We start from the raw sequence: 23,318 nt of genomic DNA, 5'->3' as shown, positions 1-23,318 counted from the left end.
CGCCGTGTGTCAAAGCGTTGATACGCGGCGCACCCCGAGCGCGCCGTTCGAGCGATGCGTCGTCAGGCGACGCGCTTGGTCAGCTTGCCGGCGTGCGCGCTTTCGACGGCGTCGATGAAGCGCTCGCGAATCGACTTGACGATGCCAGCCGAGTCCAGGCCGACGCTCGACAGCAGCTTGGCCGGATCGCCGTGATCGATGAAGGCGTCGGGCAGCCCGAGTTGCAGCACGGGCTTCACGATCGAGCTGGCGAGCAGCGCTTCGACGCACGCGGAGCCCGCGCCGCCCATGATCGCGCCTTCTTCGATCGTCACGATGGCATCGTGCGTCGCGGCGAGTTCGCGCAGCAAATCGGCGTCGACCGGCTTCACGAAACGCATGTTGGCGACCGTCAGATCCAGTTCTTCCGCGGCGGCGAGCGACGGTGCGACCATCGTGCCGAACGCGCAGATCGCGATGCGCTTGCCCGAACCGAGCTTCTGCGACGACTCGCGGCGAATCTCGCCACGGCCGACGGGAATCGCGGTCATTTGCTTGACCGTCGCGACACCCGTGCCCGCGCCGCGCGGATAACGCACGGCCGTCGGGTTCGGTTGCTGCAGCGCCGTGTAGAGCATCTGCCGGCACTCGTTTTCGTCGGACGCGGCCATCACCGTCATGTTCGGGATGCAGCGCAGGAACGCGAGGTCGTAGTTGCCCGCGTGCGTCGCGCCGTCCGCGCCGACGAGGCCCGCGCGATCGATCGCGAACACCACCGGCAGGTTCTGCAGCGCGACGTCGTGGATCAGCTGGTCGTACCCGCGTTGCAGGAAGGTCGAATAGATGGCGACGACGGGCTTCATGCCGTCCGCGGCCATGCCGCCGGCGAACGTGACCGCGTGCTGCTCGGCGATGCCGACATCGAAATAACGCTCCGGGAAGCGCTTCTCGAACTCGACCATGCCGGAGCCTTCGCGCATTGCCGGCGTGATGCCGACCACACGCGAATCCTGCGCCGCGGCGTCGCACAGCCACTCGCCGAACACTTGCGTGTAGGTCTTCTTCGACGGCGCCGTCGACGGCTTGATGCCTTCCGCCGGATTGAACTTGCCCGGACCGTGATAGAGCACCGGATCGGCTTCGGCGAGCTTGTAGCCCTGACCTTTCTTCGTGACGACGTGCAGGAATTGCGGGCCGCGCAGTTCCTTGATGTTCTGGAGCGTCGGGATCAGCGAATCGAGATCGTGACCGTCGATCGGCCCGATGTAGTTGAAGCCGAACTCCTCGAACAGCGTGGCCGGCACGATCATGCCCTTCGCGTGCTCTTCGAGCTTGCGGGCGAGATCGAGCACCGGCGGCGCATGGCGCAGCACGCGTTCGACGCCCGCGCGCGCGGCCGCGTAGAAACGCCCCGACATCAGACGCGCGAGATGGCGATTCAGCGCGCCGACCGGCGGCGAAATCGACATGTCGTTGTCGTTGAGGATGACGAGCAGCGGCACGTCGTCGGCGACGCCCGCGTTGTTCATCGCCTCGAAGGCCATGCCCGCGGTCATCGCGCCGTCGCCGATCACGGCGATCGAATAGCGGTTGTCGCCCTGCAGCTTGTTGGCGATCGCCATGCCGAGCGCCGCCGAAATCGACGTACTCGAATGCGCGGTGCCGAAGGTGTCGTATTCGGACTCCGCGCGGCGCGGGAAGCCGGAAATGCCGCCCAGCTGGCGCAGGCCCGGCATCTGATCGCGACGACCGGTGAGGATCTTGTGCGGATACGTCTGATGACCGACATCCCAGACGATGCGGTCATTAGGCGTATCGAACACATAGTGCAACGCGATCGTCAGCTCGACCGTGCCCAGATTGGACGACAGATGGCCGCCCGTCTGTGACACGCTGTCGAGCACATAGGCTCGCAGCTCGTCGGCCAGCGGTTGCAGTTGGCGGCGATCGAGGGCGCGCAAATCGGCCGGATCGTCGATGGTTTTCAGCAAGTCGTACATCGTCGTCCCATTTTAGGAAAACTGGCGTGATTCGTTCGGCGCGATTATGTCTCTTCCCGCCGTGGGGTTCGTCACGCGTTCAACAATCAATTCACCCGGTTCACGACCAGGTCGGCAAGTTCTGCCAGGCGCTGGCCGCGTGCGCCGAACGGCTGGATCGCGGCGTGCGCGTCGCGGCCGAGTTGCGCGGCGAGTTCGCGCGACGCATCGAGCCCGATGATCGACACATAAGTGGGCTTGTCGTGCTGCGCGTCCTTGCCGGCGGTCTTGCCGAGCGTGGCGGAATCGGCGGTGACATCCAGGATGTCGTCGACGACCTGGAATGCGAGGCCGATCGCGGCGGCGTAATCATCCAGCGACGCGAGCGCCTCCGCGCCCGGATGCGTGCCCGCGAGCGCGCCCATGCGCACCGACGCGCGCAACAGCGCACCCGTTTTTTTGCGATGCATCGTCTCGAGCTCAGGGCGCGACAGCTTGCGGCCGACACTTTCGAGGTCGATCGCCTGTCCGCCCGCCATGCCGAGCGAACCGCTCGCGAGTGCCAGCTCGCGCACGAGCGCGGCTTGCTGGCCATCGGCCAGACCATTGCCTTCGGTCGTCAACGCGACGAACGCCTGCGATTGCAGCGCGTCGCCGACGAGCAGTGCCGTCGCTTCGTCATATTGGATGTGTACCGTGGGCTTACCCCGGCGCAATGCGTCGTCGTCCATGGCGGGCATGTCGTCATGCACCAGCGAATAGACGTGAATCATCTCGAGCGCCGCGCTCGCCGCTTCCACGGCCGGCGCGCTCGCGCCGGTCAGTTCGCCGGCAGCGTGGACGAGCAGCGGACGAACGCGCTTGCCGCCGCCCAGCACTGCATAGCGCATGGCCTCATGCAGACGCGCCGGCGCGACGTCCGTGCCCGGCAGATAGTGTTCGAGCGCCGTCTCGACGCGATCGAGCGTCGCGCGCATCCATTGTTCGAAGTTCATAGGTCGTCGTCCCCGTTGTCGTTTGTCGCTCCGGCACCCTGGGTGGCGCGCTGTACCTCGGCGGGCAGCGGCTTGAGCGTCTCGCCATCGAGAACGCGTACCTGCTGCTCGACTTTTTCGAGCTGCTGTTGGCAAAAGCCCACAAGCGCCGCGCCGCGGCGATAGGCCGCGAGCGATTCCTCGAGACTCAGCGCGCCCTCTTCCATGCGCGCGACAAGCGATTCGAGTTCCTCCAGCGCCGACTCGTAATTCTCCGGAAGCTGCGCGGCGTCCGCGCCTTGCGCGTCGCCGGTTTGCTCGACTGTTTCCTGGACAGCGGTCTTCGCCATGAATCGTGGATGTGCAATTGAATTTTTGGAACCAAGTCGCACATTCTACGGCAAAAGACAATTTTTCGACCCGCATCCCGTCCGCGCGAAACGGCCAAGAGTGCTTTGCCGGATTGTCCGCCAATCGTCGCCGAACGTGCCATCTGCGTTCGTCCGCGTGGCGATTGCGAGGAACTCTCGCGACAATTTATACCCAAATCAAGGCCTTAAGTACCCCAAGGAGGGGGATTTCGGTATAATCGCGGGCTCCCTAAATCGAATCTTCGATGGTTGGGTTGTTCACTGCTTTCACGTTTTCATCGGGAGTGGGAATGTCCAATCTGAGCAATGCATTGCAGCTGAATGCCATTCATAGCCAGCTGCCAGTCACGGCTTACTTTGACGAAGCGCTTCTTACGCGCGAACTCGACACACTTTTCAAGCAAGGTCCACGCTACGTCGGGCACGAACTCATGGTTCCCGATGCGGGAAACTATTTCGCGCTTCCGGGCGAAGGCGAAGGGCGCGTGCTCGTTCGTAATCAGCAGAACAATATCGAGCTGCTGTCGAACGTGTGCCGTCATCGCCAGGCGATCATGCTCAATGGCCGCGGCAGCGCGGAGAACATCGTCTGCCCGCTGCATCGCTGGACCTACGATCTCGACGGTCAACTGCTCGGCGCGCCGCATTTCGCGGACAAGCCCTGCCTGAACCTCGGCAAGACTTCGCTGCAGAACTGGCAAGGCCTGCTCTTCGAATCGGAGGGCCGCAATGTCGCTGCGGATCTCGCGAGACTTGGCACAGCGCGTCATTTCGACTTTTCGGGCTTCATGTTCGATCACGTCGAAGTGCACGAGTGCAACTACAACTGGAAGACCTTCATCGAGGTCTATCTGGAGGACTATCACGTCGCGCCGTTCCACCCGGGCCTCGGCAGCTTCGTGTCGTGCGACAACCTCGAGTGGGAATTCGGCGACTGGTACAGCGTCCAGACCGTCGGCGTCCACAAGAATCTCGAGAAGCCGGGCAGCCCGACGTACCGCAAGTGGCACGACGAGGTCCTGCGCTTCCGCAACGGCACGCCGCCCGAATTCGGCGCGATCTGGATGGTGTATTACCCCGGTCTGATGATCGAGTGGTATCCGCACGTGCTCGTCGTGTCGTGGCTCATTCCGCACGGCACGCAGAAAACGACGAACATCGTCGAGTTCTATTACCCCGAGGAAATCGCGCTCTTCGAGCGTGAGTTCATCGAGGCGGAACGCGCCGCATACATGGAAACCGCGCGCGAGGACGACGAAATCGCCGAGCGCATGGATGCCGGCCGTCGCGCGCTGATGTCGCGCGGCGAGAATCAGGTCGGCCCGTATCAGAGCCCGATGGAATCCGGCATGCAGCACTTCCACGAGTTCCTGCGGCATCAACTCGGGACCATCTGAACGCGGTTCCGGGTTTGCGTCGGACGTCGGCAAAAGACGGGCTTTCGAGCCCGTTTTTTCTTTTAGACTATTGGCTCATCCCCGCATTACAAGCGCCGCTTGAGGAGCCGTCATGCCGCACACCCACTACACCACGCTCATCTCGGCGACGAATCTCGCCGAACGGCTCGCCGCCGCGCCCGGCAGCATCCTCGTCTTCGATTGCCGCTTCGATCTCGCCGCGCCGGAATCGGGCGAAGCGGCCTATGCGCAAGGGCATATTCCCGGCGCGCACTATCTTCATCTGGATCGCGATTTGTCCGGCGTCAAGACCGGCACGAACGGGCGTCATCCGCTGCCAGAACGCGCCGCGCTCGTCGCAAAGCTGGCGAGCTTCGGCCTGAACGAAGGCCAGCAAGTGGTTGCGTACGACGCGCACGGCGGCATGTACGCCGCGCGTCTGTGGTGGCTGCTGCGCTGGCTCGGCCACGATTCCGTCGCGCTGCTCGATGGCGGCCTGCAGGCGTGGGAAGCCGCGGGCAATCCGCTCGACAGCGCCGTGCCGCCGAAGACGCAAGGCACGTTCAAGGCCGGCGCGCCGCTCCAGGTGACCATCGACGCACCGGCGATCGAGCGCGGCATCGGCACGCGCGACCATCTGCTGATCGATGCCCGCGCCGCCGACCGTTATCGCGGCGAGAACGAGACGATCGATCCCGTCGGCGGGCATATCCCCGGCGCGCTCAATCATTTCTTCAAGAACAATCTGACGGCGGAAGGCCGCTTCAAGACCGCGCACGAACTGCGCGAGGCGTTCGGCTCGCTGGTTGGCACGACGCCGGCGGACCGCATCGTGCTGCAATGCGGATCGGGCGTGACGGCGTGCCATAACGTGCTCGCGATGGAAATCGCGGGCCTGCACGGCGCGGCGCTCTATCCGGGGTCGTGGAGCGAGTGGAGCGCCGATCCGGGCCGACCGGTCGCGACCGGCCCGAATCCCTGAACGTCGTTATTTGACGCCGTGCTCGCGGAACCACGCGAGCGCGCGCTTCCAGCCGTCTTCCGCGTCGGCCTTGCGATAACTCGGACGGTAATCCGCGAAGAACGCATGCGGCGCGTCGTCGTAGACGACGAACTGCGAATTCTTCGCGGGCGGCGGGTCGTTCGCGAGCGCCTGCTTCATCTGCTCGATGGTGTCCTGCGGGATGCTCTGATCCTGCCGGCCATACAGCCCGAGCACCGGCACCTTGAGCTGGCTCGCGAGGTCGATGGGATTGCTCGGCGTGTTCTCGGTCTTGTTGCCGACGAGCCGCCCGTACCACGCCACCGCCGCCTTCAGGTTGGGATTGTGCTCGGCATAGAGCCAGGCGATGCGCCCGCCCCAGCAGAATCCAGTGATGCCGATGCGCTTCGGATCGCCGCCATGTTCGCCCGCCCATTTGACGGTCTGGTCGATGTCGGAGATCACCTGCGAATCGGGCACCTTCGACACCAGTTGCTCGTTCAGTTGCTGCATCGATTTGTACGCCGACGCATCGCCCTGACGCGTGTAGAGATCTGGCGCGATGGCCAGATAACCCTGCTTCGCGAAGCGCCGGCAGACATCGGCGATATGCTCGTGGACCCCGAAAATCTCGTGAATCACGATGATCACCGGCAGATGCGTCTTGCCCTTCGGCTGCGCGCGATACGCGGGCACGAGCGTGCCGTCCGCACCGCGTATGCCGATCGCGCCCGCCTCGAGCCCGTCGGAATCGGTATGAATGGTTTGCGCCGACACCGGCAGCACGGCGGCCGCGAAGCCGGTGCCGAAGGTCGCCTTGATGAACGTGCGCCGATTGAACGGAACGTGCGGAATGAGGCTGTCGACTTCAGGGTCTAGCATGAATAGCTCCCGCGGCGGGGCCGTCGCGTCACTTTCGCGATCGAGCGCGACGGCGTGGATCCTTGGAACCGCGCGACGTGCTCGAGGCTGCACGCGGCGCGGCGCTGCACGACGAAGAACGCGCGCCCTCGGTCGGGCGCGCCGCCCATTCTAAACAGCTTTGAACGAATGACGCAGGCGTTCTATTCCGTGTCAGTGCAGTTTCACGCGTGGCGCGGTGGAGCGGCGCAGCCAGTGCGCGACGGTATCGAGCACCATGCGCGCATAGCCGTGCAGCGCCGCGACGTGCAGCCGGTAGAGCGACATGTACATGAAGCGCGCGAAGAGCCCTTCGATCAGCATATTGCCGCCGATCAGCCCGCCCATCAGATTGCCGACCGCGCTGTAATGCCCGAGCGACACCAGCGAGCCGAAATCGCGATACGTGTATTCGGGCAGCGGCTTGCCCTGCAACATCCGCTCGAACGACTTGAACAGAAAACTCGCCTGCTGATGCGCGGCCTGCGCGCGCGGCGGCACGTTGCGCTCGTTGCCGGGCCACGGACACGCGGCGCAATCGCCGAGCGCGAAGACGTTGTCGTCGGTTTCGGTTTGCAGCGTGCGGCGCACGATTAGCTGACCGAGGCGGTTCGTCGGCAGACCTTCGAGATTGGTAAGGATCGCGGGGGCCTTGATGCCCGCCGCCCAGACCGTGAGATCCGCGCGAATCATCTTGCCGCTCGCGGTGCGGATCGTGTCGCGCGAAACCTGTGCGACCGTTTCGCCGGTCATCAGCTTCACGCCGACCTTGGTGAGCAGTTCCGCCGTCGCGCTGGACACGCGTTCCTGCAGCGCGGGCAGAATGCGCGGCCCGGCTTCGATCAGCACGATGCCGATATCGTGTTTCGGATCGAGCTTGTGCAATCCGTATGCGGAAAGCACCTGCGCGGTATTGCGCAGTTCCGCCGACAATTCGACGCCCGTCGCCCCCGCGCCGACGATCGCCACCTGGATGCGCGGCACGGGATCGACCCCGGGTTCGTCCTCGCCGTCCTCCACGCCCGCCGCGACCGGTTCCGGCGCGAAGTGCTCGGCGCGCATGCAGGCCGCGATCAGGCGCTTGCGGAAGAGCTCCGCCTGACCGACGGTATCGAGCGCGATCGAGTTCTGCTGCGCACCTTCGACGCCGAAAAAATGCGTCGTACTGCCGATAGCGATGACGAGCGTGTCGTATTCCAGCTCGCGCTCGGGCAGCAGCTCGCCGGCTTCTTCATCGCGCAACGCGCCGATCGTGATGCGCTTTGCGGCGCGATCCAGTCCGACGAGGTCGCCCTGCTGGAATTCGAAGCCATGCCACAGCGCCTGCGCCGCGTATTCGAGTTCCTGCGTGAAAGGGTCCATGCTGCCCGCTGCGACTTCATGCAGGAGCGGCTTCCAGATATGCGTCGGATTGCGGTCGACGAGCGTGACTTGCGCTTTGGGCGGGGTCTTGCTGTCCGTCGAGCCGAAACGGTCGCCGAGACGAGTCGCGAGTTCGAGGCCGCCAGCCCCTCCGCCGACGATGATGAAGCGATGCATGGATCTCTCCCTGTGCTTTTATATTGGATCGGCCTTCGTGCTGTTCTTCCTCGACTGACTTATTGTGCGTGAGCTTCGATGACAGTCACAAGCGTGTCACCAACATGTCGGGCATATGCGACATCCGCCGCATATGCCTTGCGCAAAGAATTTCAGTGCGCCTTCAGTGCGCCTCTTCCCAGTTGTTGCCGACACCCACTTCCGCGACGAGCGGCACCTTCAGCTTCGCGACGCCGCACATCAGTTCAGGTAAGCGCTTCCTGACCTCGGGAAGCGCTTCCTCGGGCACTTCGAGCACGAGTTCATCGTGCACCTGCATGATCATCTTCGCGCCGATGCCCGACGCTTCCAGCCAGTCCTGCACCGCGATCATGGACAGCTTGATGAGATCGGCGGCGGTGCCCTGCATGGGCGCGTTGATCGCGGCGCGCTCCGCCGCCTGACGACGCGGCCCGCTGCCGCCGTTGATCTCGGGCAGCCACAGACGCCGGCCGAACACGGTCTCGACGAAGCCATTCGCCTTCGCGCTCACGCGCGTGTTCTCCATGTACGCCGCGACGCCCGGATAACGCGCGAAATAGCGGTCGATATAAAGCTTAGCCGCATCGCGCGTGATGCCGAGATTCGACGCGAGGCCGAACGAGCTCATGCCGTAGATCAAACCGAAGTTGATGACTTTCGCGATGCGACGCTGATCGTTATCGACTTCGAGCGGCGTGACGCTGAACACTTCCGACGCCGTCGCGCGATGCACGTCTTCGCCTTCCTTGAACGCGCGCATCAGCGATTCATCGCCGGAAATATGCGCCATGATGCGCAGTTCGATTTGCGAGTAATCCGCCGACACGATCTTCCTGCCCGGCGGCGCGATGAACGCTTCGCGAATGCGCCGCCCTTCGCCCGTGCGCACCGGGATGTTCTGCAGATTTGGCTCGTTCGACGACAGGCGCCCCGTCACCGCGACGGCCTGCGCATAGTTCGTGTGCACCCGTCCCGTCGATGCATTCACCATGCGCGGCAGCTTGTCCGTGTACGTGGACTTGAGCTTCGACAGTCCGCGATGCTCGAGCAGCACCTTCGGCAACGGAAAGTCTTCCGCGAGCTTTTGCAGCACTTCTTCATCGGTGGAAGGCGCGCCGCTCGGCGTCTTCTTCACGACCGGCAATTGCAGCTTCTCGAAGAAGATCTGGCCGATCTGCTTCGGCGAACCGAGATTGAATTCGCCGCCCGCGAGTTCGTAGGCTTGCGCCTGCAAGTCGATGAGACGCTTCGCGATCTCGTTGCTCTGCGTATCGAGCCGCGCGCGATCGATCAGTACACCGTTACGTTCCATCTTGCGCAGCACGCGCGAGGTCGGCAATTCGATGTCGCGATACACATGCAACAGCCCTTCCTCACGCGCCACTTGCGGATAGAGCGCCTGATGCAGACGCAGCGTGATATCCGCATCTTCGGCCGCATAGGCGGCGGCCTTGTCGAGCGGCACTTCGTCGAAACCGATCTGCGACGCGCCCTTGCCCGCGACGTCCTCGTACTTGATCGTCTTCACGCCGAGATGCCGCAACGCGAGGTTGTCCATGTCGTGCGGACGATGCGACTCCAGCACGTACGATTGCAGCAGCGTGTCGTGCTCGACACCGCGCATTTCGATGCCGTAGTTCGCGAGCACCTGCTCGTCGTACTTCAGATGCTGACCGACCTTCTTCTTCGATGCGTCTTCGAGCCAGGGCTTGAGCTTCGCGAGCACTTCATCGCGCGGCAATTGCTCGGGCGCATCCGGCCCGCGATGCGCGACCGGAATGTAGGCCGCGTGACCGGGCTCGGTCGACACCGACATGCCGACGATCTGCGCGGTCATCGGATCGAGCGACGTGGTCTCGCTGTCGAAGGACGTGAGCTCCGCTTCATTGATGCGCTTAAGCCATGCGTCGAACTGCTCCCAGGTCTGCACCGTCTCGTAGTGATGCACGATTTCGGTGACTTCGGCGGGCGGCGTGTCGGTCGGGCCTTCGACGGCATCGGCGATTTCGACTTCGCGCAGCCATGTCTTGAAGCCGTGACGCATGAACACGTCGCGCAGCTCGTCGCGCGCTTCGGGGCGCGCCAGAAGCGTGCCTTCGATCGACTCGATCTGCGAAGCGAGGTCGCATTCCGTGTGCACGGTGACGAGCTTTCGCGCCATCGGCAGGAAGTCCAGAGCCTTGCGCAGATTGTCTCCTACCGCACCCTTGATCTCGCCGGCATGTTCTACGATGCCATCAAGGGTTTCGTATTGCGTGAGCCATTTGAGCGCTGTCTTGGGACCGCACTTCTCGACGCCCGGCACGTTATCGACGGTATCGCCGATGAGCGACAGATAATCGACGATCCGCTCCGGCGGCACGCCGAACTTCGCGAGCACGCCGGCACGGTCGAGCGTTTCGTTGGTCATCGTATTGATGAGGGTGACATGATCCGTCACGAGCTGAGCCAGATCCTTGTCGCCCGTCGACACGATCACCTTCATGCCGCGCTTCTCGGCCTCGACGGCGAGCGTGCCGATGACGTCGTCGGCCTCGACGCCCTCGATCATCACGAGCGGCCAGCCGAGCGCGCGCACGGCGACGTGAATGGGCTCGATCTGTCTGGAGAGGTCTTCCGGCATCGAGGGCCGGTTGGCTTTGTACTCGGCGTACCAGTCGTCGCGGAAAGTCTTGCCTTTGGCATCAAATACGCACGCGCTATACTCTGCATTGATTTCGCGCCGCAAGCGCCGCAGCATGTTGATCATGCCATACAGAGCGCCGGTGGGCCCGCCGTCGGGGCCTCGCAAGTCCGGCATCGCATGGTAGGCCCGGTACAAGTAGCTAGAACCGTCGACCAATAGCAGGGTCTTACCTTCAAGACTTAGTTCTTCAGGCATTATGAACAAGAGAAAAGTGATTCCGAGTCTGCGATCACTCGCAGATCAAGAGCGCGCGACGGCCAAGAAGGCTCGCGCATCGTGGCAGATGTTCACGATTATGGCAGAGTTTATCGAGGCGACCGAGTACCTCTCGGAGATTCGCCCTGCCATCAGCATCTATGGTTCGGCGCGCCTGAAACCGGAGTCGCCGTACTATCAGCTCACGATCGAAATCGCGCAGAAATTCTCCGACGCGGGCTTCGCCGTCATATCCGGCGGCGGGCCGGGCATCATGGAAGCGGCCAATAAAGGCGCGCATGCGGGCAAGTCGCCTTCGGTCGGCCTCAATATCGAACTGCCGCACGAGCAATCGGGCAATCAGTGGCAGGACATCTCGCTACGCTTCCGTCACTTCTTCACGCGCAAGGTGACGTTCGTGAAGAACTCGGATGCGGTCGTGGTGATGCCGGGCGGCTTCGGTACGCTGGATGAGCTCGCCGAAGTGCTGACGCTCATTCAGACGAAGAAGTCGCGTCATGTGCCGATCGTGCTCGTCGGCGCGGAGTTCTGGGCTGGACTGCTCGACTGGTTCAAGAACACGTTGCTGACCAACGGCGTGATCAGCCCGAAGGATCTCGATCTGATGCAGGTGATCGACGATCCGGATCAGGTGCTCGATGCCGTGCTGCGGTTCTATGAAGATCGGGAAGACTCGGTCGAACAGCCGGCGGAAGGTAAGTCGGATGAGGATCGGATGTTTTATCTATAAGGTGTCGATGCAGTGGCCGCTTTCGATGGACGTATTTCTTGTACTGCATGACGGGACGTTCGTCATGCAGTAGTTGTCCAAAATAGTTGCCATTGCTTGGTTTGTTAAACGCCCCACGCGTGCAGCAATAAACTCTTTGCGGGCGGCATCCTGCCGCCCGCCGCAGTACGCCGCGTCACTGAAACGCCACTTCCGCAAAACTCCGCAACTTGCGCGAATGCAGCTTCGACAACCCGTTTTCGCGCAGCAACTCCATCGCCTTCACCCCGATCTGCAAATGCTGATCCACCTGCGCGCGATAAAACTGATCGGCCATGCCGGGCAGCTTCAGTTCGCCATGCAGCGGCTTGTCCGACACGCATAGCAACGTCCCATACGGCACGCGGAAACGGAACCCGTTCGCCGCGATCGTCGCGCTTTCCATGTCGAGCGCGACCGCCCGGCTCTGCGACAGCCGACGCACCGGCTCGCGATGATCGCGCAATTCCCAGTTACGGTTATCGACGCTCGCGACCGTGCCCGTGCGCATCACGCGCTTCAAGTCGACGCCTTCGAGTTGCGTCACCTGCGCGACCGCACGCTCGAGCGCAACCTGCACTTCCGCGAGCGCCGGCACCGGCACCCACAGCGGCAGATCGTCATCGAGCACGTGGTCTTCGCGCACATAGCCGTGAGCGAGCACGTAATCGCCCAGACGCTGCGTGTTGCGCAATCCCGCGCAGTGCCCGAGCATGATCCACGCATGCGGCCGCAACACCGCGATGTGATCCGTGATCGTCTTCGCGTTCGACGGCCCCACGCCGATATTCACCATCGTGATGCCGCTGCCGTCCGCACGCTTCAGGTGATACGCGGGCATCTGCGGCAGACGCGCGGACGCCGTGCCCTCCTCCGGCTGCTCGCCGAGATTCGCGTTATACGTGACGACATCGCCCGGTTCGACGAACGACGAATACTCGCTGCGATAAGCACGCGTTTCCTCGTCATCGGCGCGCGACATCATCGTGCGGCCGAGCTTCACGAATTCATCGATATAGAACTGGTAGTTCGTGTACAGCACGTAGTTCTGAAAGTGCGTGGGCGACGTCGCCGTGTAGTGTCTCAGCCGATGCAGCGAAAAATCGACGCGCGCCGCCGTGAACAGCGCAAGCGGATGTGGCTCGCCCGGGCCCGGCTCGTACGTGCCGTTGACGATGCGATCGTCGAGCAGCGCGAGATCGGGCGTATCGAAGATATTTCGCATCGCGAGGAGCCGGTCGCGATCGAGATCGCCTTCGAGATGAATACCTTCGGCGAATGCAAAGTGAATCGGAATCGGATGCGCGGACACACCCACTTCGAGGCCCACGTGATGGTTCTTCGTGAGCAGTCGCAATTGCTCGCGATAGTAATCGCCGAAGAGATCGGGACGCGTGAGCGTCGTTTCATAGATGCCCGGGCCCGCCACGAAACCATACGAGCGCCGCGAATCGATCTGCGTGTTCAGTTCGGTGCGCACACGCACGAACGGGTAGCACGCGCGCACACGATGCGTGAAGCGCTCGTTGCGGCGATAGCGCGCGAACGCATCGCGCAGAAATGCGGTATTCGCTTCATAGATCGACGAAAGGCGCGTGACGGCGGCAGCGGGATCATCGAAGGATTCGGTCGGAAAATCGTTGGCGGGTGTGCCCTGTGTGCTTTGAGTCCGGTCGTTTGTCATGATCTTGTGTGTTCTTCAAATGCCCTCGTAGTGAATCGACATTAACACGGAAGAATGCGCGAACCATGAAGTCCCTCTTTGTGTGAGTGCGTGCGATCACACCTCGCAACACCTTTTTGGTTTCCGAAGTCAAAATTCGCGAAACCAGCGCAAAATAAGGCGTTGACCCAGCGCGAGTCACTGAGTCCGCAACCGTTTTGTTAGAATCCGGCCATCGCCTGGAGAACCATCATGAAGCCGCACCTTTGCGCCGCCGCCGCGGCAGTCCTCGCCGCAACAAGCTTCGGCGCATTCGCGCAGCCGGCACAGCAGGCCGGCAGCACGGCACCCCAACCGGCGACCCAGAAAATGTCGCCGGAAGAAGCCGCTGGCCTTCCGGATCTGAAAGCCATCAATCGCCCGCCCGCGAATGTCAGCTCGAAAGTCGAGATTTCTCCGCCGCGCACGCCGAGCTATCACGAATTGAGCACCAACGGCACCGAAATCACCGAATTCCGCGACAAAGGCAAACCCGTCGAAATCGATGTGCATTCCAATTTCGGCACGCGCTATCAGATGAGCGCGCCGGCCGACACATCGCCGCAAGTGCGCGACAACGGCAAGGCGAGCACGCGCCTGCCGTCGATCAACCTGCATTACTGATCCCGTATCGTTCTCGGACCCGCTCTTTCCGGGCGGGTCGCGGCACCGTGGCTCCTTGCCCGGCGCCTCCGTTCACAGGCCTCTTCCCGGCCGTCCAACCTGACCGACGCTTTCCCGCATGGCCGTCTTCACTCCCGTCACCAACGCCGATCTCGGCGACTGGCTGCAAGACTACGATCTCGGCGATGTCGTCGAATTTCGCGGCATCCAGTCGGGCATCGAGAACAGCAACTTTTTTCTCACGACGACGCACGGCGAGTACGTGCTCACGATCTTCGAGAACCTCACGGCGACGCAACTGCCGTTCTATCTCGATCTGATGCGGCATCTGGCGTCGCATCGCGTGCCCGTTCCCGATCCGATGCCGCGCCGCGACGGCTCGCTCTTCGGCATGCTCCACGGCAAGCCCGCAAGCATCGTGACGAAGCTCGAAGGCGCGCCCGAACTTGCGCCGACGCCCGCGCATTGCATCGAAGTCGGGCAGATGCTCGCGCGCATGCATCTCGCGGGCCGCGATTTTTCGCAGCATCAGCCGAATTTGCGCAGCCTTTCGTGGTGGCAGGAGAAGGCGCCCTCGATCGTCGATTTTCTGAGCCGCGAGCAGCGTGACCTTTTCGAGAGCGAGCTCGCGCATCAGGCGGCGTTCTTCGGCACGGCGGATTACGCATCGCTGCCCGATGGCCCGTGTCACTGCGATCTGTTCCGCGACAACGTGCTGTTTGCCCACGGCCGCGAGCACGCGCGACTGGGCGGCTTCTTCGATTTCTACTTCGCGGGCGTCGACAAGTGGCTCTTCGACGTCGCCGTGACCGTCAACGACTGGTGCATCGACCTCGCCACGGGCGCGCTCGATTCGGCGCGCGTCGACGCGATGCTGCGCGCGTATCAGACCGTGCGCCCATTCACGCCCGCGGAGGAGCGTCACTGGAACGACATGCTGCGCGCCGGCGCGATGCGCTTCTGGGTGTCGCGCCTTTTCGACTTCCATCGCCCGCGCGAAGCACAGATGCTGAACGCGCACGATCCCGGCCACTTCGAACGCATTCTGCGCGAACGCGTCAAAGCCGCTTCTCCCGTAAATCGATAACCTAGCCACATGCGACTGATCGAAGTTCCCGCCAAGACCGGCTACGTGTGGTTCCGTCAGGGCATCTGGCTGTTCCGCCGCAACCCGTTTGCGTTTCTCACGGTGTTCTTCGCCTATTTGTTCGTGATGACGCTGATCTCACGCGTGCCGCTCCTCGGCCCGCTCCTGCCGTTGCTCTTTATTCCGGGCATCGCGGTCGGCTTCATGGCGGCGTGCCGCAACACGATCGCGGGCAAGCCCGTTTGGCCGACCATACTCGTCGACGGCTTCCGTTCGTACGGCAGCGTCGTCGCGCGGCGGCTGCTCGCGCTGGGCGCGCTGTATATCGTCGCGATGGCGGTGATCTTCACGGCATCGGCGCTCGTCGACGGCGGCACACTGCTCAGCATCATGATGGGCGACGGCCCGAGCGGCGATCCGGAAACCGTCGCCGCGAGCTTCAGCCCGCTCGCAGTGCTCGTCGCGATGGGGTGCTATGTGCCAGTTGCGATGCTGTTCTGGTTCGCGCCGATACTCGTCGCATGGCACGACGTGCCGCCCGCGAAGGCGCTGTTCTTCAGCCTCGTGTCCTGCTGGCGCAACCGTGGCGCGTTTATTTACTACGGCGTGCTGTGGATCGCTATCGCGCTCGCGGTGTCGTTCGGCCTGACCGCGCTGATGCAGGCGCTCGGCGCGGGTCAGGAAATGGCGCTGGCGGTGCTCATGCCTGCTTCGATCATCGTCACGACCGCGCTGTATTGCTCGTTCTACGCGACTTATCGCGGCTGTTTCGGCGTGCAGTCGTCGGACTCGCCGGACATTCCGGACGCGACCGGCACGCCCAACGCCTGACTTGATGCCGCATCTGGGGGCGTTGCAAACGAAAATGCCGGCTCGAAAGCCGGCATTTTGCATTTACATTCCGCAGTGACGCCGAAACCGACTGGCGCACTTCAAACCGAAACGCTTAGTTCGACATCCACGACGGGTGACGAGCGATCGCACGCCGATCCAGCTTTTTCATACGATATTCGAGATCGTAGATGTCCGTGGCTTCGGCCAGATAGGCGTCGTCGCGCGCACGATCGCGCTCGTCAGCGGACTTGGTAAGGAACAGGAAAATGCGGCTAATCAGGAACATGGTGGACCTCGCTTGAATACTGGGGTTACTACCTATGAAACCGATTATAGGGTAATCCCTTATCAAACACCAGCCCTAACCGCTAGAAGATTGATACGAAAGACTAATTTGCAACACCTGAAACGCTGGGCGGCGACCTTCAGGCGACATACGCATCGCGCGCAGCCTCGCCGGGGCGCCGCTGGTGCTTAAAGAACTCCCACATGACCGCAGCCGAATCCGGCCCCTTGGACGAATGGAACGCGACGGTATCGTCGCCACCGGCCCATGAATGCCCGAGGCCGCGCACGATCGACGTCTTCACGACGCGCCGGCTGTTCTTGAAATAATCGGTCACGACGCCGTCCGGATGCTCTTCCTCGCGTGCCTCGCCCGCGCGGCGATTGCCCGCCGCATCGATGAAACCGTTCAGCCGCAGAAACTGTTTCGCCAGTTGCGCGGCATTCGCTGCCGTCACCACGGAATCCAGCTCACCGTGCACGATGATCGCGGGCATGCCCGGATAGTCGCGGACGTCGACGGCAGCGTCGATCAGCGCAACGGGATCGCTGCGCGCGCCACGGCGCATCACGTCCATCGCACCGATGGCCGAGCGCGCCTCGCCGAACACCACGCCCGAATGCAGGCCGACCGCGGCGAACATGTGCGGATAACGCACGGCGAGCAGCGCCGCGAGCCCCGCACCGGCGGACATTCCGGCGACATACACCCGCTCCGCATCCAGATCGTGCTGCTCGACGACCGCATTCACCAGCGATACGACCGACGTCGCCTCGCCGCCGCCGCTCCCGGCATCGTCATACCAGCGCCAGCAGCGATGCGCGTGATCGTGCTTCGACTGCTCGGGGAACAACACGGCGAAACCGTATCTGTCGGCGAGAAGATTGATGCGCGTGCCTTGCGCGAATTCGTCGGCGTTCTGCTTGCAGCCGTGCAGCATCACGACGAGCGGCATCGGCTCGGACCCGGCTTTGGGCGGCATATAGAGCGCGTACGACATGTGATTCACAAAGCGCCCGGCCGTGGGCGGCGCCGAGTGGTACGAGCGCGCCCACTTGCCGCGCGCCCACGCCGACGCACGCGGACGAACGCGCGATTCACGCGCCGCCGGTCGCGCGGCGGCACTGGGCGCGACCGGCGCTTTCGCGGCCGTGCGTGGCTTGAGTTTCGATTTGGTGGTCTTCACGCGCGCAGGCTTGGCCGCCGCGCGGGGCTTCGGTGAGCGAATCGCATCCACCTGGCCGGCGACCAGGCGTCTCAAGCCGCGCAACCAGAGCTTGGTAAGGCTTTTTGACATTGGGCTGGGTCCTCCACAAACGTGCAATCGGATGACGCGTCGAAACGCGTCGGGTTGTGCAGTGCACAATAGCACTAAACCGCGGTGACGACGCGCGCCCCGAACTCACATATCGGGATGAATTAACAGCAATTCAACAAAAAAGCCAAAATTAAACGAAAGTTACGCGATGTAACGGGCAGACCGCTCGGGCGATTGGCGCATAATTCAGCATGATCCCAAGCGTTATACTGCTATAAATTTGCGGCGTCGCATTTGACGTGCTTCCGAAGTCGCGGGCCATTTCTGGCGTGGCTGCCGCACTGCAGCAACCCTCATTCCCAAGAGTAGCAATGAACGTGGATTTATCTTTTTCCGACTGGATTTTTGTGACCGCGCTCGGCAGCGTCGGCGTGATGGGGCCGGTGGCGCTCATCGTCGCCGCGTGGCTCGCGCTCGGCTATCGCTGGAAATACGCCGGCGCGTGGCTCGCGCTGCTCGGTGCGGCAAGCGGCCTCGTCGCGTTGAGCAAGATCGCGTTCATCGGCTGGGGAATCGGCGTGCGTCATCTCGATTTCACCGGCATCAGCGGACATGCGTTGATGTCGACGGCGGTTCTGCCCGTCGCGATCTTCGTCGCGCTCTTGCCCACGCGTGGTGCAGTGCGCGCCATCGGCGTCGCGCTCGGTCTGATGCTGGGAATCTGGGTCGGCGTGTCGCGCGTCGTGCTCGATGCGCATTCGGTCTCGGAAGTGGTCGCGGGTTGCGCGCTCGGCGCGGTGGTCGCGCTCGCGTTCGTGTGGATCGCGTGGCGGGCCGAGTCCGGCAAGCTCGCGCCCGCGCCCGTCGCGGCGAGTCTCGCGGTGGTCGTCGTGGCCTTGCATGGCGTGCCCGTGCCGACGCAGCACTGGATCACGGAAATCGCGCTCGGGTTGTCGGGCCACGAGCGTCCCTATGTGCGGGCGAGCTGGAAGGCGAAGACCTTTCGCGCGCCGGATCGCCGCACGGAACTGCCGCCGGAGCAACGCGCGGCCGCCTGATACTGCCGCCGCGTTCGCACTGCGCGCTGCTTAGTCGTTCACGCCGATGATCACGCTCGACGCCTTGATCACCGCCACGGCCTTCTGACCTTGCGCGAGGCCGAGCGTATCGGCGCTCTGGTTCGTGATGATCGCGGTGATGGTCGTGCCGCCGTCGAGCGACAGCGAAACTTCCGCATTGACCGCGCCCTTCGTCACGCTGGCAACCGTGCCACGCAATTGATTGCGCGCCGACAGCTTCGCGTTCGTGTCTTCCATCAGCATGACCCACGACGCCTTGATGAGCGCGAACGCGTCGCCGCCTTCCTTCAGCCCGAGCGATTGCGTGCTCTCGTGCGTCACGACCGCGACGATCGTCTGACCGCCCGGCAAGCCGAGTTCGATTTCATCGTTGACCGCACCGCGCGTGACTTTCGTTACCTTGCCGGCCAGTTGGTTGCGTGCGCTTGTTTTCATGCCTAGTCTCCCGATCAGTTGCCAGTCATGGGCGAAGCCGTCGATGGCCGCGCCCGCCCGTTCCAGAAATTTTCGATGCTCGCGTTCGATCGTGCGGAACGTGTCGATGAGACGAAGCGCGGCCGGCGTGAGCACCGTGCCGCCGCCGCCCTTGCCACCGACCGCGCGCGTCACGAGCGGCTCGCCGGCCAGGTTGTTCATCGTATCGACTGCATCCCACGCGGCCTTGTAACTCATGCCGACGGCCTTCGCCGCGCCGGTGATCGATCCCGCGTCGCGAATCGCCGCCAGAAGCGCGATGCGCGCCGCGCCGCCGAGCGTCTCGGTGCCGCTTCGCAGCCATACGGAGCCGCCGAGTTCCAGCGGATCGCGCACGTTCGACGGTGCTGTCTTACTCATCTGTCGCCTTTGCGGACCGTGCCGGATCAATGAACGCGTGACGCATTATATCGATGCCTTCAGACGCGGACGACGCATCGCGCGAAGCAGCCGCTCGCCCTCCTGCGCGTCCTTCCTCGCCGACGCCGCGCCCCACGCCCGCGCGAAGCCGCGCTGGTAATCGCTGGCTTGCGGAATCGACGCGAGCCGATCGGCGGCGACGGCCGCATCGTTCGCTTCGCCGAGCGCCGTCTGCAACTCGCCGAGCAGCTTCGCGGTGTCCTTGCGGGTGCGCCGCGACGTGACCGAGCGGAAGAATTCGAGCGCATAGCGCAGCCGCTTTGCATGAATGCGCACGCGATGCCGCTCATGCGCTTCGAGCGACGCGAGATCGGGCACGCGCGCGATGCGCCGGTAGTCCTTGCGGATGCGCTTTTCGGCGTAGCTCACGAAGCGCGTCGGCGACTCGTCCTCTTGCGAGGCGAAGCGGGCGAGCCATTCGACGAACGCGAGCGTGAGACGCGCGTAGCGCTTCGACGCGAGCGCATCGCGCACCTTGTCCCGCGCGACGCGGCGCTTCACGTCCGCGGCGGCGATGAGCGTCTGCCAGCGCTCGGCGCTGTCGTCCGATTCGGCGTACGCGGGGAGCGTCTTGTCGACGAAAACGTCCCAGTCGCGCGCATCGGCTAGCAGGTCGCCGAACCACTTCAGATCCGGCGCGATGCGGGTGCTCCAGACATCATCGACATTATCGCGAAAGAGTTTCAGCAAAGTCTTGAGCCGCCGCTGCGCGACGCGCAACTGGTGCACGTGCTCGTCGCCGAGACCTGCGCGCGATGCCGCCGCGTTGCCAAACCACTGCCCCGCCACCGACGACGCAATCGCGACGAACGCGGCGCGGCGCGTCGCGGTGCGCGGAAGATCGAGCGTCGCCGCATACACCGGTTCCGCTTCCGACGCGTGCTCATCGTCCGGCGCGATGTAAAACGGCGCGGCATCGATCACTTCGCCCGCGACGCTGAAGACCGCATCGAGCGCACCGTTCACCGCCGGCGCCGCGAGCCGCAACGTCGGCGGCGTCTGCGCGGACGTTTCGAGCGTCGCGAGGATGTCCGCGCCGCTCGCGTCGATGCGCCATTCGATGCGCTCGACTTCGAGCTCGGGCGCAAAAGCGTCAGGCGGCACGACGGTTTCGGGCTCCGTCTGCCGATACGCCTTCGCAAGCGGCGCGCGCAACGCTTCGTCGGCTTGTGCGAATTCGATCAGCGATGCCGCCAGATCCTCGCCCGCAGGCCGCGCGAACGTCCGGTAGCGCATGAAACCGGGCATCGGCGCGCCTTCCGTCTCCACGGCGCATAGCGTGCGCGCGCCCTCCAGCGTTTCGACCGACAGCCGCCAGCCCGGCGCTTTCAGCGGAATCACGCGCGTCGCGAAGCGCGTCGACAAAGGTGTCGCGCCCGCGAACGCGGCGATGCGCTGCAACGTCTCCGCGAGCGCGCAGATCGATCCGTCGTCCGATCGGCTGGATTGCAACGTGACCTCGACCCACATCGTCATGAAGTCTCCCGGAGCAGTCTCGCGCCGCCCGTCAATTCATACGAAAGGCTCGTCTTTCCCGAGTCATGAAATCGACACACGCACCGGGAAACATGGCCATTTGAGCTTCTGAAACGCTTCTCGTCTGCTTTTTCACCTTCCGATACGCCCTCGCGCAAGACCACCCAAGGACGCGACATGAACCAGATTGCCTTTCCCCAATCACGAGAAGGCCGCACGCTCGGCCAGCGGCTCGCGCTGCTGCTTTTTCTGCTCGCCATCGGCGTGGGCGCCGTGTACTGCGTCCTGCATTTGCTCGAAGATCTCGCGCCGGTGCGCGAATCGTCGGTGTTTCCGTATGTCCTGCTCGGCGTCGCGCTGCTGATCGCGCTCGGCTTCGAATTCGTCAACGGCTTTCACGACACCGCGAATGCTGTCGCAACCGTAATCTACACGCACTCTTTGACACCAAACTTAGCGGTTGTCTGGTCGGGTGCATGGAATTTCATCGGCGTGCTGATTTCGAGCGGCGCGGTCGCGTTCGGCATCCTGCAACTGCTGCCGGTCGAGCTGATTCTCGGCGTCGGCAGCTCGCAGGGCTTCGCGATGGTCTTCGCGCTCCTGATCGCTGCGATCATCTGGAATCTAGGCACCTGGGCGCTCGGTCTTCCTTCGTCGAGCTCGCATACGCTGATCGGCTCGGTGATCGGCGTCGGCCTCATGAACCAGATGCTGCACGGCACCAACGGCACATCGGGTGTCGACTGGAGCCAGGCGATGTCGGTCGGCAAGTCGCTGCTGTTTTCGCCGATCATCGGCTTCGTACTCGCGGGGTTTCTGCTCTATGTGCTGAAGCTCGTCGTGCGCGTGCCGGCGCTCTACAAGGAACCGGAAAAGAACACGCCGCCGCCGTTCTGGATCCGCTGCCTGCTGATCCTCACCTGCACGGGCGTATCGTTCGCGCACGGCTCCAACGACGGCCAGAAAGGCATGGGCCTCATCATGCTGATCCTGATCGGCACCGTGCCGACCGCCTACGCGCTCAACAAGGCCGTGACGGCGAACGAGACGCAGACCTTCGTCGCCGTGAGCCACAGCGCGTCCGACGTGCTGCAGCGCTACAGCAACGGCGCGGCGCCGGCAGCCGACGCGCGCGGCCAGGTCGAAAAATACGTGCAGACGAAGACGCTCGCGCCGGACACGATCGCGTCGCTGAAGAGCGTGGTCGATTCGATCGAATCGCAGATCCGCCCGAGCCAGACGATCGCCGACGTGCCGCAAGGCAACGTCCGCAACGTGCGCAACGAGATGTACATCGCGTCCGAAGCGCTGCGCATCATGGAGAAGCAGAAAGCGCCGGCCTTCTCCAGCGACGATGACGCCGTGCTCAACAACTACAAGAAGCAACTCGACCACGCGACCAAGTTCATTCCGACCTGGGTGAAGGTCGCCGTAGCGGTCGCGCTCGGTCTGGGCACGATGGTCGGCTGGAAGCGCATCGTGGTGACGGTCGGCGAGCGCATCGGCAAGACGCATCTGACGTACGGGCAAGGCGCGTCGGCGGAGCTCGTGGCGATGCTGACCATCGGCGCCGCCGATGTGTACGGCCTGCCGGTCAGCACGACGCACGTGCTGTCATCGGGCGTCGCGGGCACGATGGCCGCGAACGGCTCCGGCCTGCAGTGGCGCACCGTGCGCAGCCTCGCGCTCGCGTGGATCCTGACGCTGCCGGTGTCGATCGCGCTCTCGGGCCTGCTGTTCTGGGCGTTCCGCGGCATTTTCTGACCGGTTCTTTGCGACGAACTGCACGGCGGCTTTCAAGCGCCGTGCAACTTTTGCCCGCCCTGCCTCGTTTCGCCTCTCCTTTTCGACAATCGTATGCTCACGCGGACGTTCCTTCGATCCGCGGAACGCCTTGTGCCACGGTCTTTCAGGCTTACTGGCACGACCGTTGCTCTTCTCCTCTCGTCGATCGCACATCTGATCGTGCCGGCGGCCACGAGCCGCCGTTCCCCTGGCGCATGACTGTCGATGACAGTTGGGAGGCTGCGCCGGACGCCGGTCCGTCCCGCGGTCATTTGAACAAGGAGAAGTCGAATGACGATCGGAACCATACTGCTGATCATCCTGATCCTGCTTTTGATCGGCGCCATACCTTCCTGGCCGCACAGCCGCAGTTGGGGCTACGGGCCGAGCGGGATTCTCGGCGTCGTGCTGGTCGTGGTGATCGTTCTGTTGTTGATGGGTCGGTTGTGACATAGCGCGGCCAGTCTGGCCGCAAAAGCAAAAAGGGGCGCTCCATTCGGG

At 63.5% G+C, this 23,318-nt stretch carries 20 protein-coding genes; 9 read left to right on the top strand and 11 right to left on the bottom strand.

Annotation, left to right across the window (positions count from 1 at the left end; genetic code table 11):
* Positions 1-62 precede the first annotated feature (62 nt).
* The 3 genes from dxs to PQR08_RS20830 all read right to left on the bottom strand — a co-directional run bounded on the left by dxs (position 63) and on the right by PQR08_RS20830 (position 3,282).
* Positions 63-1,979, bottom strand: a complete 1,917-nt coding sequence (gene dxs, locus PQR08_RS20840) for a 1-deoxy-D-xylulose-5-phosphate synthase (protein WP_238214747.1) — start codon at positions 1,977-1,979, stop codon at positions 63-65.
* A gap of 86 nt (positions 1,980-2,065) precedes the next feature.
* Positions 2,066-2,953: a polyprenyl synthetase family protein gene (locus PQR08_RS20835; RefSeq protein WP_250484332.1), complete on the bottom strand. Its 888-nt coding sequence runs from the start codon at positions 2,951-2,953 to the stop codon at positions 2,066-2,068.
* Entirely contained in the window at positions 2,950-3,282 is a 333-nt protein-coding gene (locus PQR08_RS20830; protein ID WP_035502408.1) for an exodeoxyribonuclease VII small subunit, read from the bottom strand. Before PQR08_RS20830 ends, PQR08_RS20835 begins: the two co-directional genes overlap by 4 nt.
* 311 nt (positions 3,283-3,593) lie before the next feature.
* Between PQR08_RS20830 and PQR08_RS20825 the strand changes: the two genes are divergently transcribed.
* Entirely contained in the window at positions 3,594-4,700 is a 1,107-nt protein-coding gene (locus tag PQR08_RS20825) for an aromatic ring-hydroxylating oxygenase subunit alpha (protein ID WP_238214750.1), read from the top strand.
* Positions 4,701-4,812: 112 nt separating this feature from the next.
* Positions 4,813-5,682, top strand: a complete 870-nt coding sequence (locus tag PQR08_RS20820; protein ID WP_250484331.1) for a sulfurtransferase — start codon at positions 4,813-4,815, stop codon at positions 5,680-5,682.
* Between the two features lie 6 nt (positions 5,683-5,688).
* Here the strand turns inward: PQR08_RS20820 and PQR08_RS20815 are convergent, their stop codons facing one another.
* The 3 genes from PQR08_RS20815 to polA form a co-directional block, all read right to left on the bottom strand.
* Positions 5,689-6,564 (bottom strand): dienelactone hydrolase family protein, encoded by an 876-nt coding sequence (locus PQR08_RS20815; protein ID WP_035502403.1) that lies wholly within the window; start codon positions 6,562-6,564, stop codon positions 5,689-5,691.
* Positions 6,565-6,756: 192 nt separating this feature from the next.
* Positions 6,757-8,121 (bottom strand): NAD(P)/FAD-dependent oxidoreductase, encoded by a 1,365-nt coding sequence (locus tag PQR08_RS20810; protein WP_187605563.1) that lies wholly within the window; start codon positions 8,119-8,121, stop codon positions 6,757-6,759.
* A 163-nt stretch (positions 8,122-8,284) separates the two neighbouring features.
* The gene (gene polA, locus PQR08_RS20805) at positions 8,285-11,023 is read right to left on the bottom strand and encodes a DNA polymerase I (RefSeq protein WP_187605636.1); all 2,739 of its coding nucleotides are present in this window, start codon (positions 11,021-11,023) and stop codon (positions 8,285-8,287) included.
* A gap of 1 nt (position 11,024) precedes the next feature.
* Between polA and PQR08_RS20800 the strand changes: the two genes are divergently transcribed.
* A complete protein-coding gene (locus PQR08_RS20800) occupies positions 11,025-11,774 on the top strand; it encodes an LOG family protein (protein ID WP_035502399.1) in 750 nt (249 codons plus the stop codon).
* Between the two features lie 175 nt (positions 11,775-11,949).
* Here PQR08_RS20800 and PQR08_RS20795 read toward each other — a convergent pair whose 3' ends face one another.
* The gene (locus PQR08_RS20795) at positions 11,950-13,476 is read right to left on the bottom strand and encodes an AMP nucleosidase (RefSeq protein ID WP_250484330.1); all 1,527 of its coding nucleotides are present in this window, start codon (positions 13,474-13,476) and stop codon (positions 11,950-11,952) included.
* A 231-nt stretch (positions 13,477-13,707) separates the two neighbouring features.
* Here PQR08_RS20795 and PQR08_RS20790 point away from each other — a divergent pair, with 231 nt between their 5' ends.
* From PQR08_RS20790 to PQR08_RS20780, 3 genes are all read left to right on the top strand, one after another.
* Positions 13,708-14,118, top strand: coding sequence for a hypothetical protein (locus tag PQR08_RS20790; RefSeq protein WP_187605561.1), 411 nt, complete (start codon positions 13,708-13,710; stop codon positions 14,116-14,118).
* Positions 14,119-14,236: 118 nt separating this feature from the next.
* Positions 14,237-15,205, top strand: coding sequence for a homoserine kinase (locus PQR08_RS20785; RefSeq protein WP_250484329.1), 969 nt, complete (start codon positions 14,237-14,239; stop codon positions 15,203-15,205).
* 9 nt (positions 15,206-15,214) lie between these two features.
* The gene (locus PQR08_RS20780) at positions 15,215-16,036 is read left to right on the top strand and encodes a BPSS1780 family membrane protein (RefSeq protein ID WP_035502393.1); all 822 of its coding nucleotides are present in this window, start codon (positions 15,215-15,217) and stop codon (positions 16,034-16,036) included.
* Between the two features lie 115 nt (positions 16,037-16,151).
* Here the strand turns inward: PQR08_RS20780 and PQR08_RS20775 are convergent, their stop codons facing one another.
* Positions 16,152-16,325: a DUF3563 family protein gene (locus tag PQR08_RS20775; RefSeq protein WP_187605558.1), complete on the bottom strand. Its 174-nt coding sequence runs from the start codon at positions 16,323-16,325 to the stop codon at positions 16,152-16,154.
* A 139-nt stretch (positions 16,326-16,464) separates the two neighbouring features.
* A complete protein-coding gene (locus PQR08_RS20770) occupies positions 16,465-17,622 on the bottom strand; it encodes an extracellular catalytic domain type 1 short-chain-length polyhydroxyalkanoate depolymerase (RefSeq protein ID WP_250484328.1) in 1,158 nt (385 codons plus the stop codon).
* A 332-nt stretch (positions 17,623-17,954) separates the two neighbouring features.
* Here PQR08_RS20770 and PQR08_RS20765 point away from each other — a divergent pair, with 332 nt between their 5' ends.
* Positions 17,955-18,641, top strand: coding sequence for a phosphatase PAP2 family protein (locus PQR08_RS20765; protein ID WP_250484327.1), 687 nt, complete (start codon positions 17,955-17,957; stop codon positions 18,639-18,641).
* A 30-nt stretch (positions 18,642-18,671) separates the two neighbouring features.
* Here PQR08_RS20765 and PQR08_RS20760 read toward each other — a convergent pair whose 3' ends face one another.
* Together PQR08_RS20760 and PQR08_RS20755 are read right to left on the bottom strand one after the other, a co-directional pair.
* Positions 18,672-19,496, bottom strand: coding sequence for a TOBE domain-containing protein (locus PQR08_RS20760; protein WP_238214766.1), 825 nt, complete (start codon positions 19,494-19,496; stop codon positions 18,672-18,674).
* A gap of 45 nt (positions 19,497-19,541) precedes the next feature.
* Entirely contained in the window at positions 19,542-21,032 is a 1,491-nt protein-coding gene (locus PQR08_RS20755) for a CHAD domain-containing protein (protein ID WP_250484326.1), read from the bottom strand.
* A 177-nt stretch (positions 21,033-21,209) separates the two neighbouring features.
* Between PQR08_RS20755 and PQR08_RS20750 the strand changes: the two genes are divergently transcribed.
* Positions 21,210-22,796, top strand: coding sequence for an inorganic phosphate transporter (locus PQR08_RS20750; RefSeq protein WP_187605553.1), 1,587 nt, complete (start codon positions 21,210-21,212; stop codon positions 22,794-22,796).
* Positions 22,797-23,108: 312 nt separating this feature from the next.
* Positions 23,109-23,267, top strand: coding sequence for a DUF3309 family protein (locus PQR08_RS20745; RefSeq protein ID WP_035502384.1), 159 nt, complete (start codon positions 23,109-23,111; stop codon positions 23,265-23,267).
* Positions 23,268-23,318 lie beyond the last annotated feature (51 nt).

This window comes from Caballeronia jiangsuensis (genome assembly GCF_046030135.1).
GTDB classification, from domain to species: domain Bacteria; phylum Pseudomonadota; class Gammaproteobacteria; order Burkholderiales; family Burkholderiaceae; genus Caballeronia; species Caballeronia jiangsuensis.
This window is presented reverse-complemented; position numbering and strand designations above follow the sequence as displayed.

Bases quoted from the DNA above. Each gene is read 5' to 3' on its own strand.
- dxs (WP_238214747.1), bottom strand. From the start codon at position 1,979: ATGTACGACTTGCTGAAAACCATCGACGATCCGGCCGATTTGCGCGCC.
- PQR08_RS20835 (WP_250484332.1), bottom strand. From the start codon at position 2,953: ATGAACTTCGAACAATGGATGCGCGCGACGCTCGATCGCGTCGAGACG.
- PQR08_RS20830 (WP_035502408.1), bottom strand. From the start codon at position 3,282: ATGGCGAAGACCGCTGTCCAGGAAACAGTCGAGCAAACCGGCGACGCG.
- PQR08_RS20825 (WP_238214750.1), top strand. From the start codon at position 3,594: ATGTCCAATCTGAGCAATGCATTGCAGCTGAATGCCATTCATAGCCAG.
- PQR08_RS20820 (WP_250484331.1), top strand. From the start codon at position 4,813: ATGCCGCACACCCACTACACCACGCTCATCTCGGCGACGAATCTCGCC.
- PQR08_RS20815 (WP_035502403.1), bottom strand. From the start codon at position 6,564: ATGCTAGACCCTGAAGTCGACAGCCTCATTCCGCACGTTCCGTTCAAT.
- PQR08_RS20810 (WP_187605563.1), bottom strand. From the start codon at position 8,121: ATGCATCGCTTCATCATCGTCGGCGGAGGGGCTGGCGGCCTCGAACTC.
- polA (WP_187605636.1), bottom strand. From the start codon at position 11,023: ATGCCTGAAGAACTAAGTCTTGAAGGTAAGACCCTGCTATTGGTCGAC.
- PQR08_RS20800 (WP_035502399.1), top strand. From the start codon at position 11,025: ATGAACAAGAGAAAAGTGATTCCGAGTCTGCGATCACTCGCAGATCAA.
- PQR08_RS20795 (WP_250484330.1), bottom strand. From the start codon at position 13,476: ATGACAAACGACCGGACTCAAAGCACACAGGGCACACCCGCCAACGAT.
- PQR08_RS20790 (WP_187605561.1), top strand. From the start codon at position 13,708: ATGAAGCCGCACCTTTGCGCCGCCGCCGCGGCAGTCCTCGCCGCAACA.
- PQR08_RS20785 (WP_250484329.1), top strand. From the start codon at position 14,237: ATGGCCGTCTTCACTCCCGTCACCAACGCCGATCTCGGCGACTGGCTG.
- PQR08_RS20780 (WP_035502393.1), top strand. From the start codon at position 15,215: ATGCGACTGATCGAAGTTCCCGCCAAGACCGGCTACGTGTGGTTCCGT.
- PQR08_RS20775 (WP_187605558.1), bottom strand. From the start codon at position 16,325: ATGTTCCTGATTAGCCGCATTTTCCTGTTCCTTACCAAGTCCGCTGAC.
- PQR08_RS20770 (WP_250484328.1), bottom strand. From the start codon at position 17,622: ATGTCAAAAAGCCTTACCAAGCTCTGGTTGCGCGGCTTGAGACGCCTG.
- PQR08_RS20765 (WP_250484327.1), top strand. From the start codon at position 17,955: ATGAACGTGGATTTATCTTTTTCCGACTGGATTTTTGTGACCGCGCTC.
- PQR08_RS20760 (WP_238214766.1), bottom strand. From the start codon at position 19,496: ATGAGTAAGACAGCACCGTCGAACGTGCGCGATCCGCTGGAACTCGGC.
- PQR08_RS20755 (WP_250484326.1), bottom strand. From the start codon at position 21,032: ATGACGATGTGGGTCGAGGTCACGTTGCAATCCAGCCGATCGGACGAC.
- PQR08_RS20750 (WP_187605553.1), top strand. From the start codon at position 21,210: ATGAACCAGATTGCCTTTCCCCAATCACGAGAAGGCCGCACGCTCGGC.
- PQR08_RS20745 (WP_035502384.1), top strand. From the start codon at position 23,109: ATGACGATCGGAACCATACTGCTGATCATCCTGATCCTGCTTTTGATC.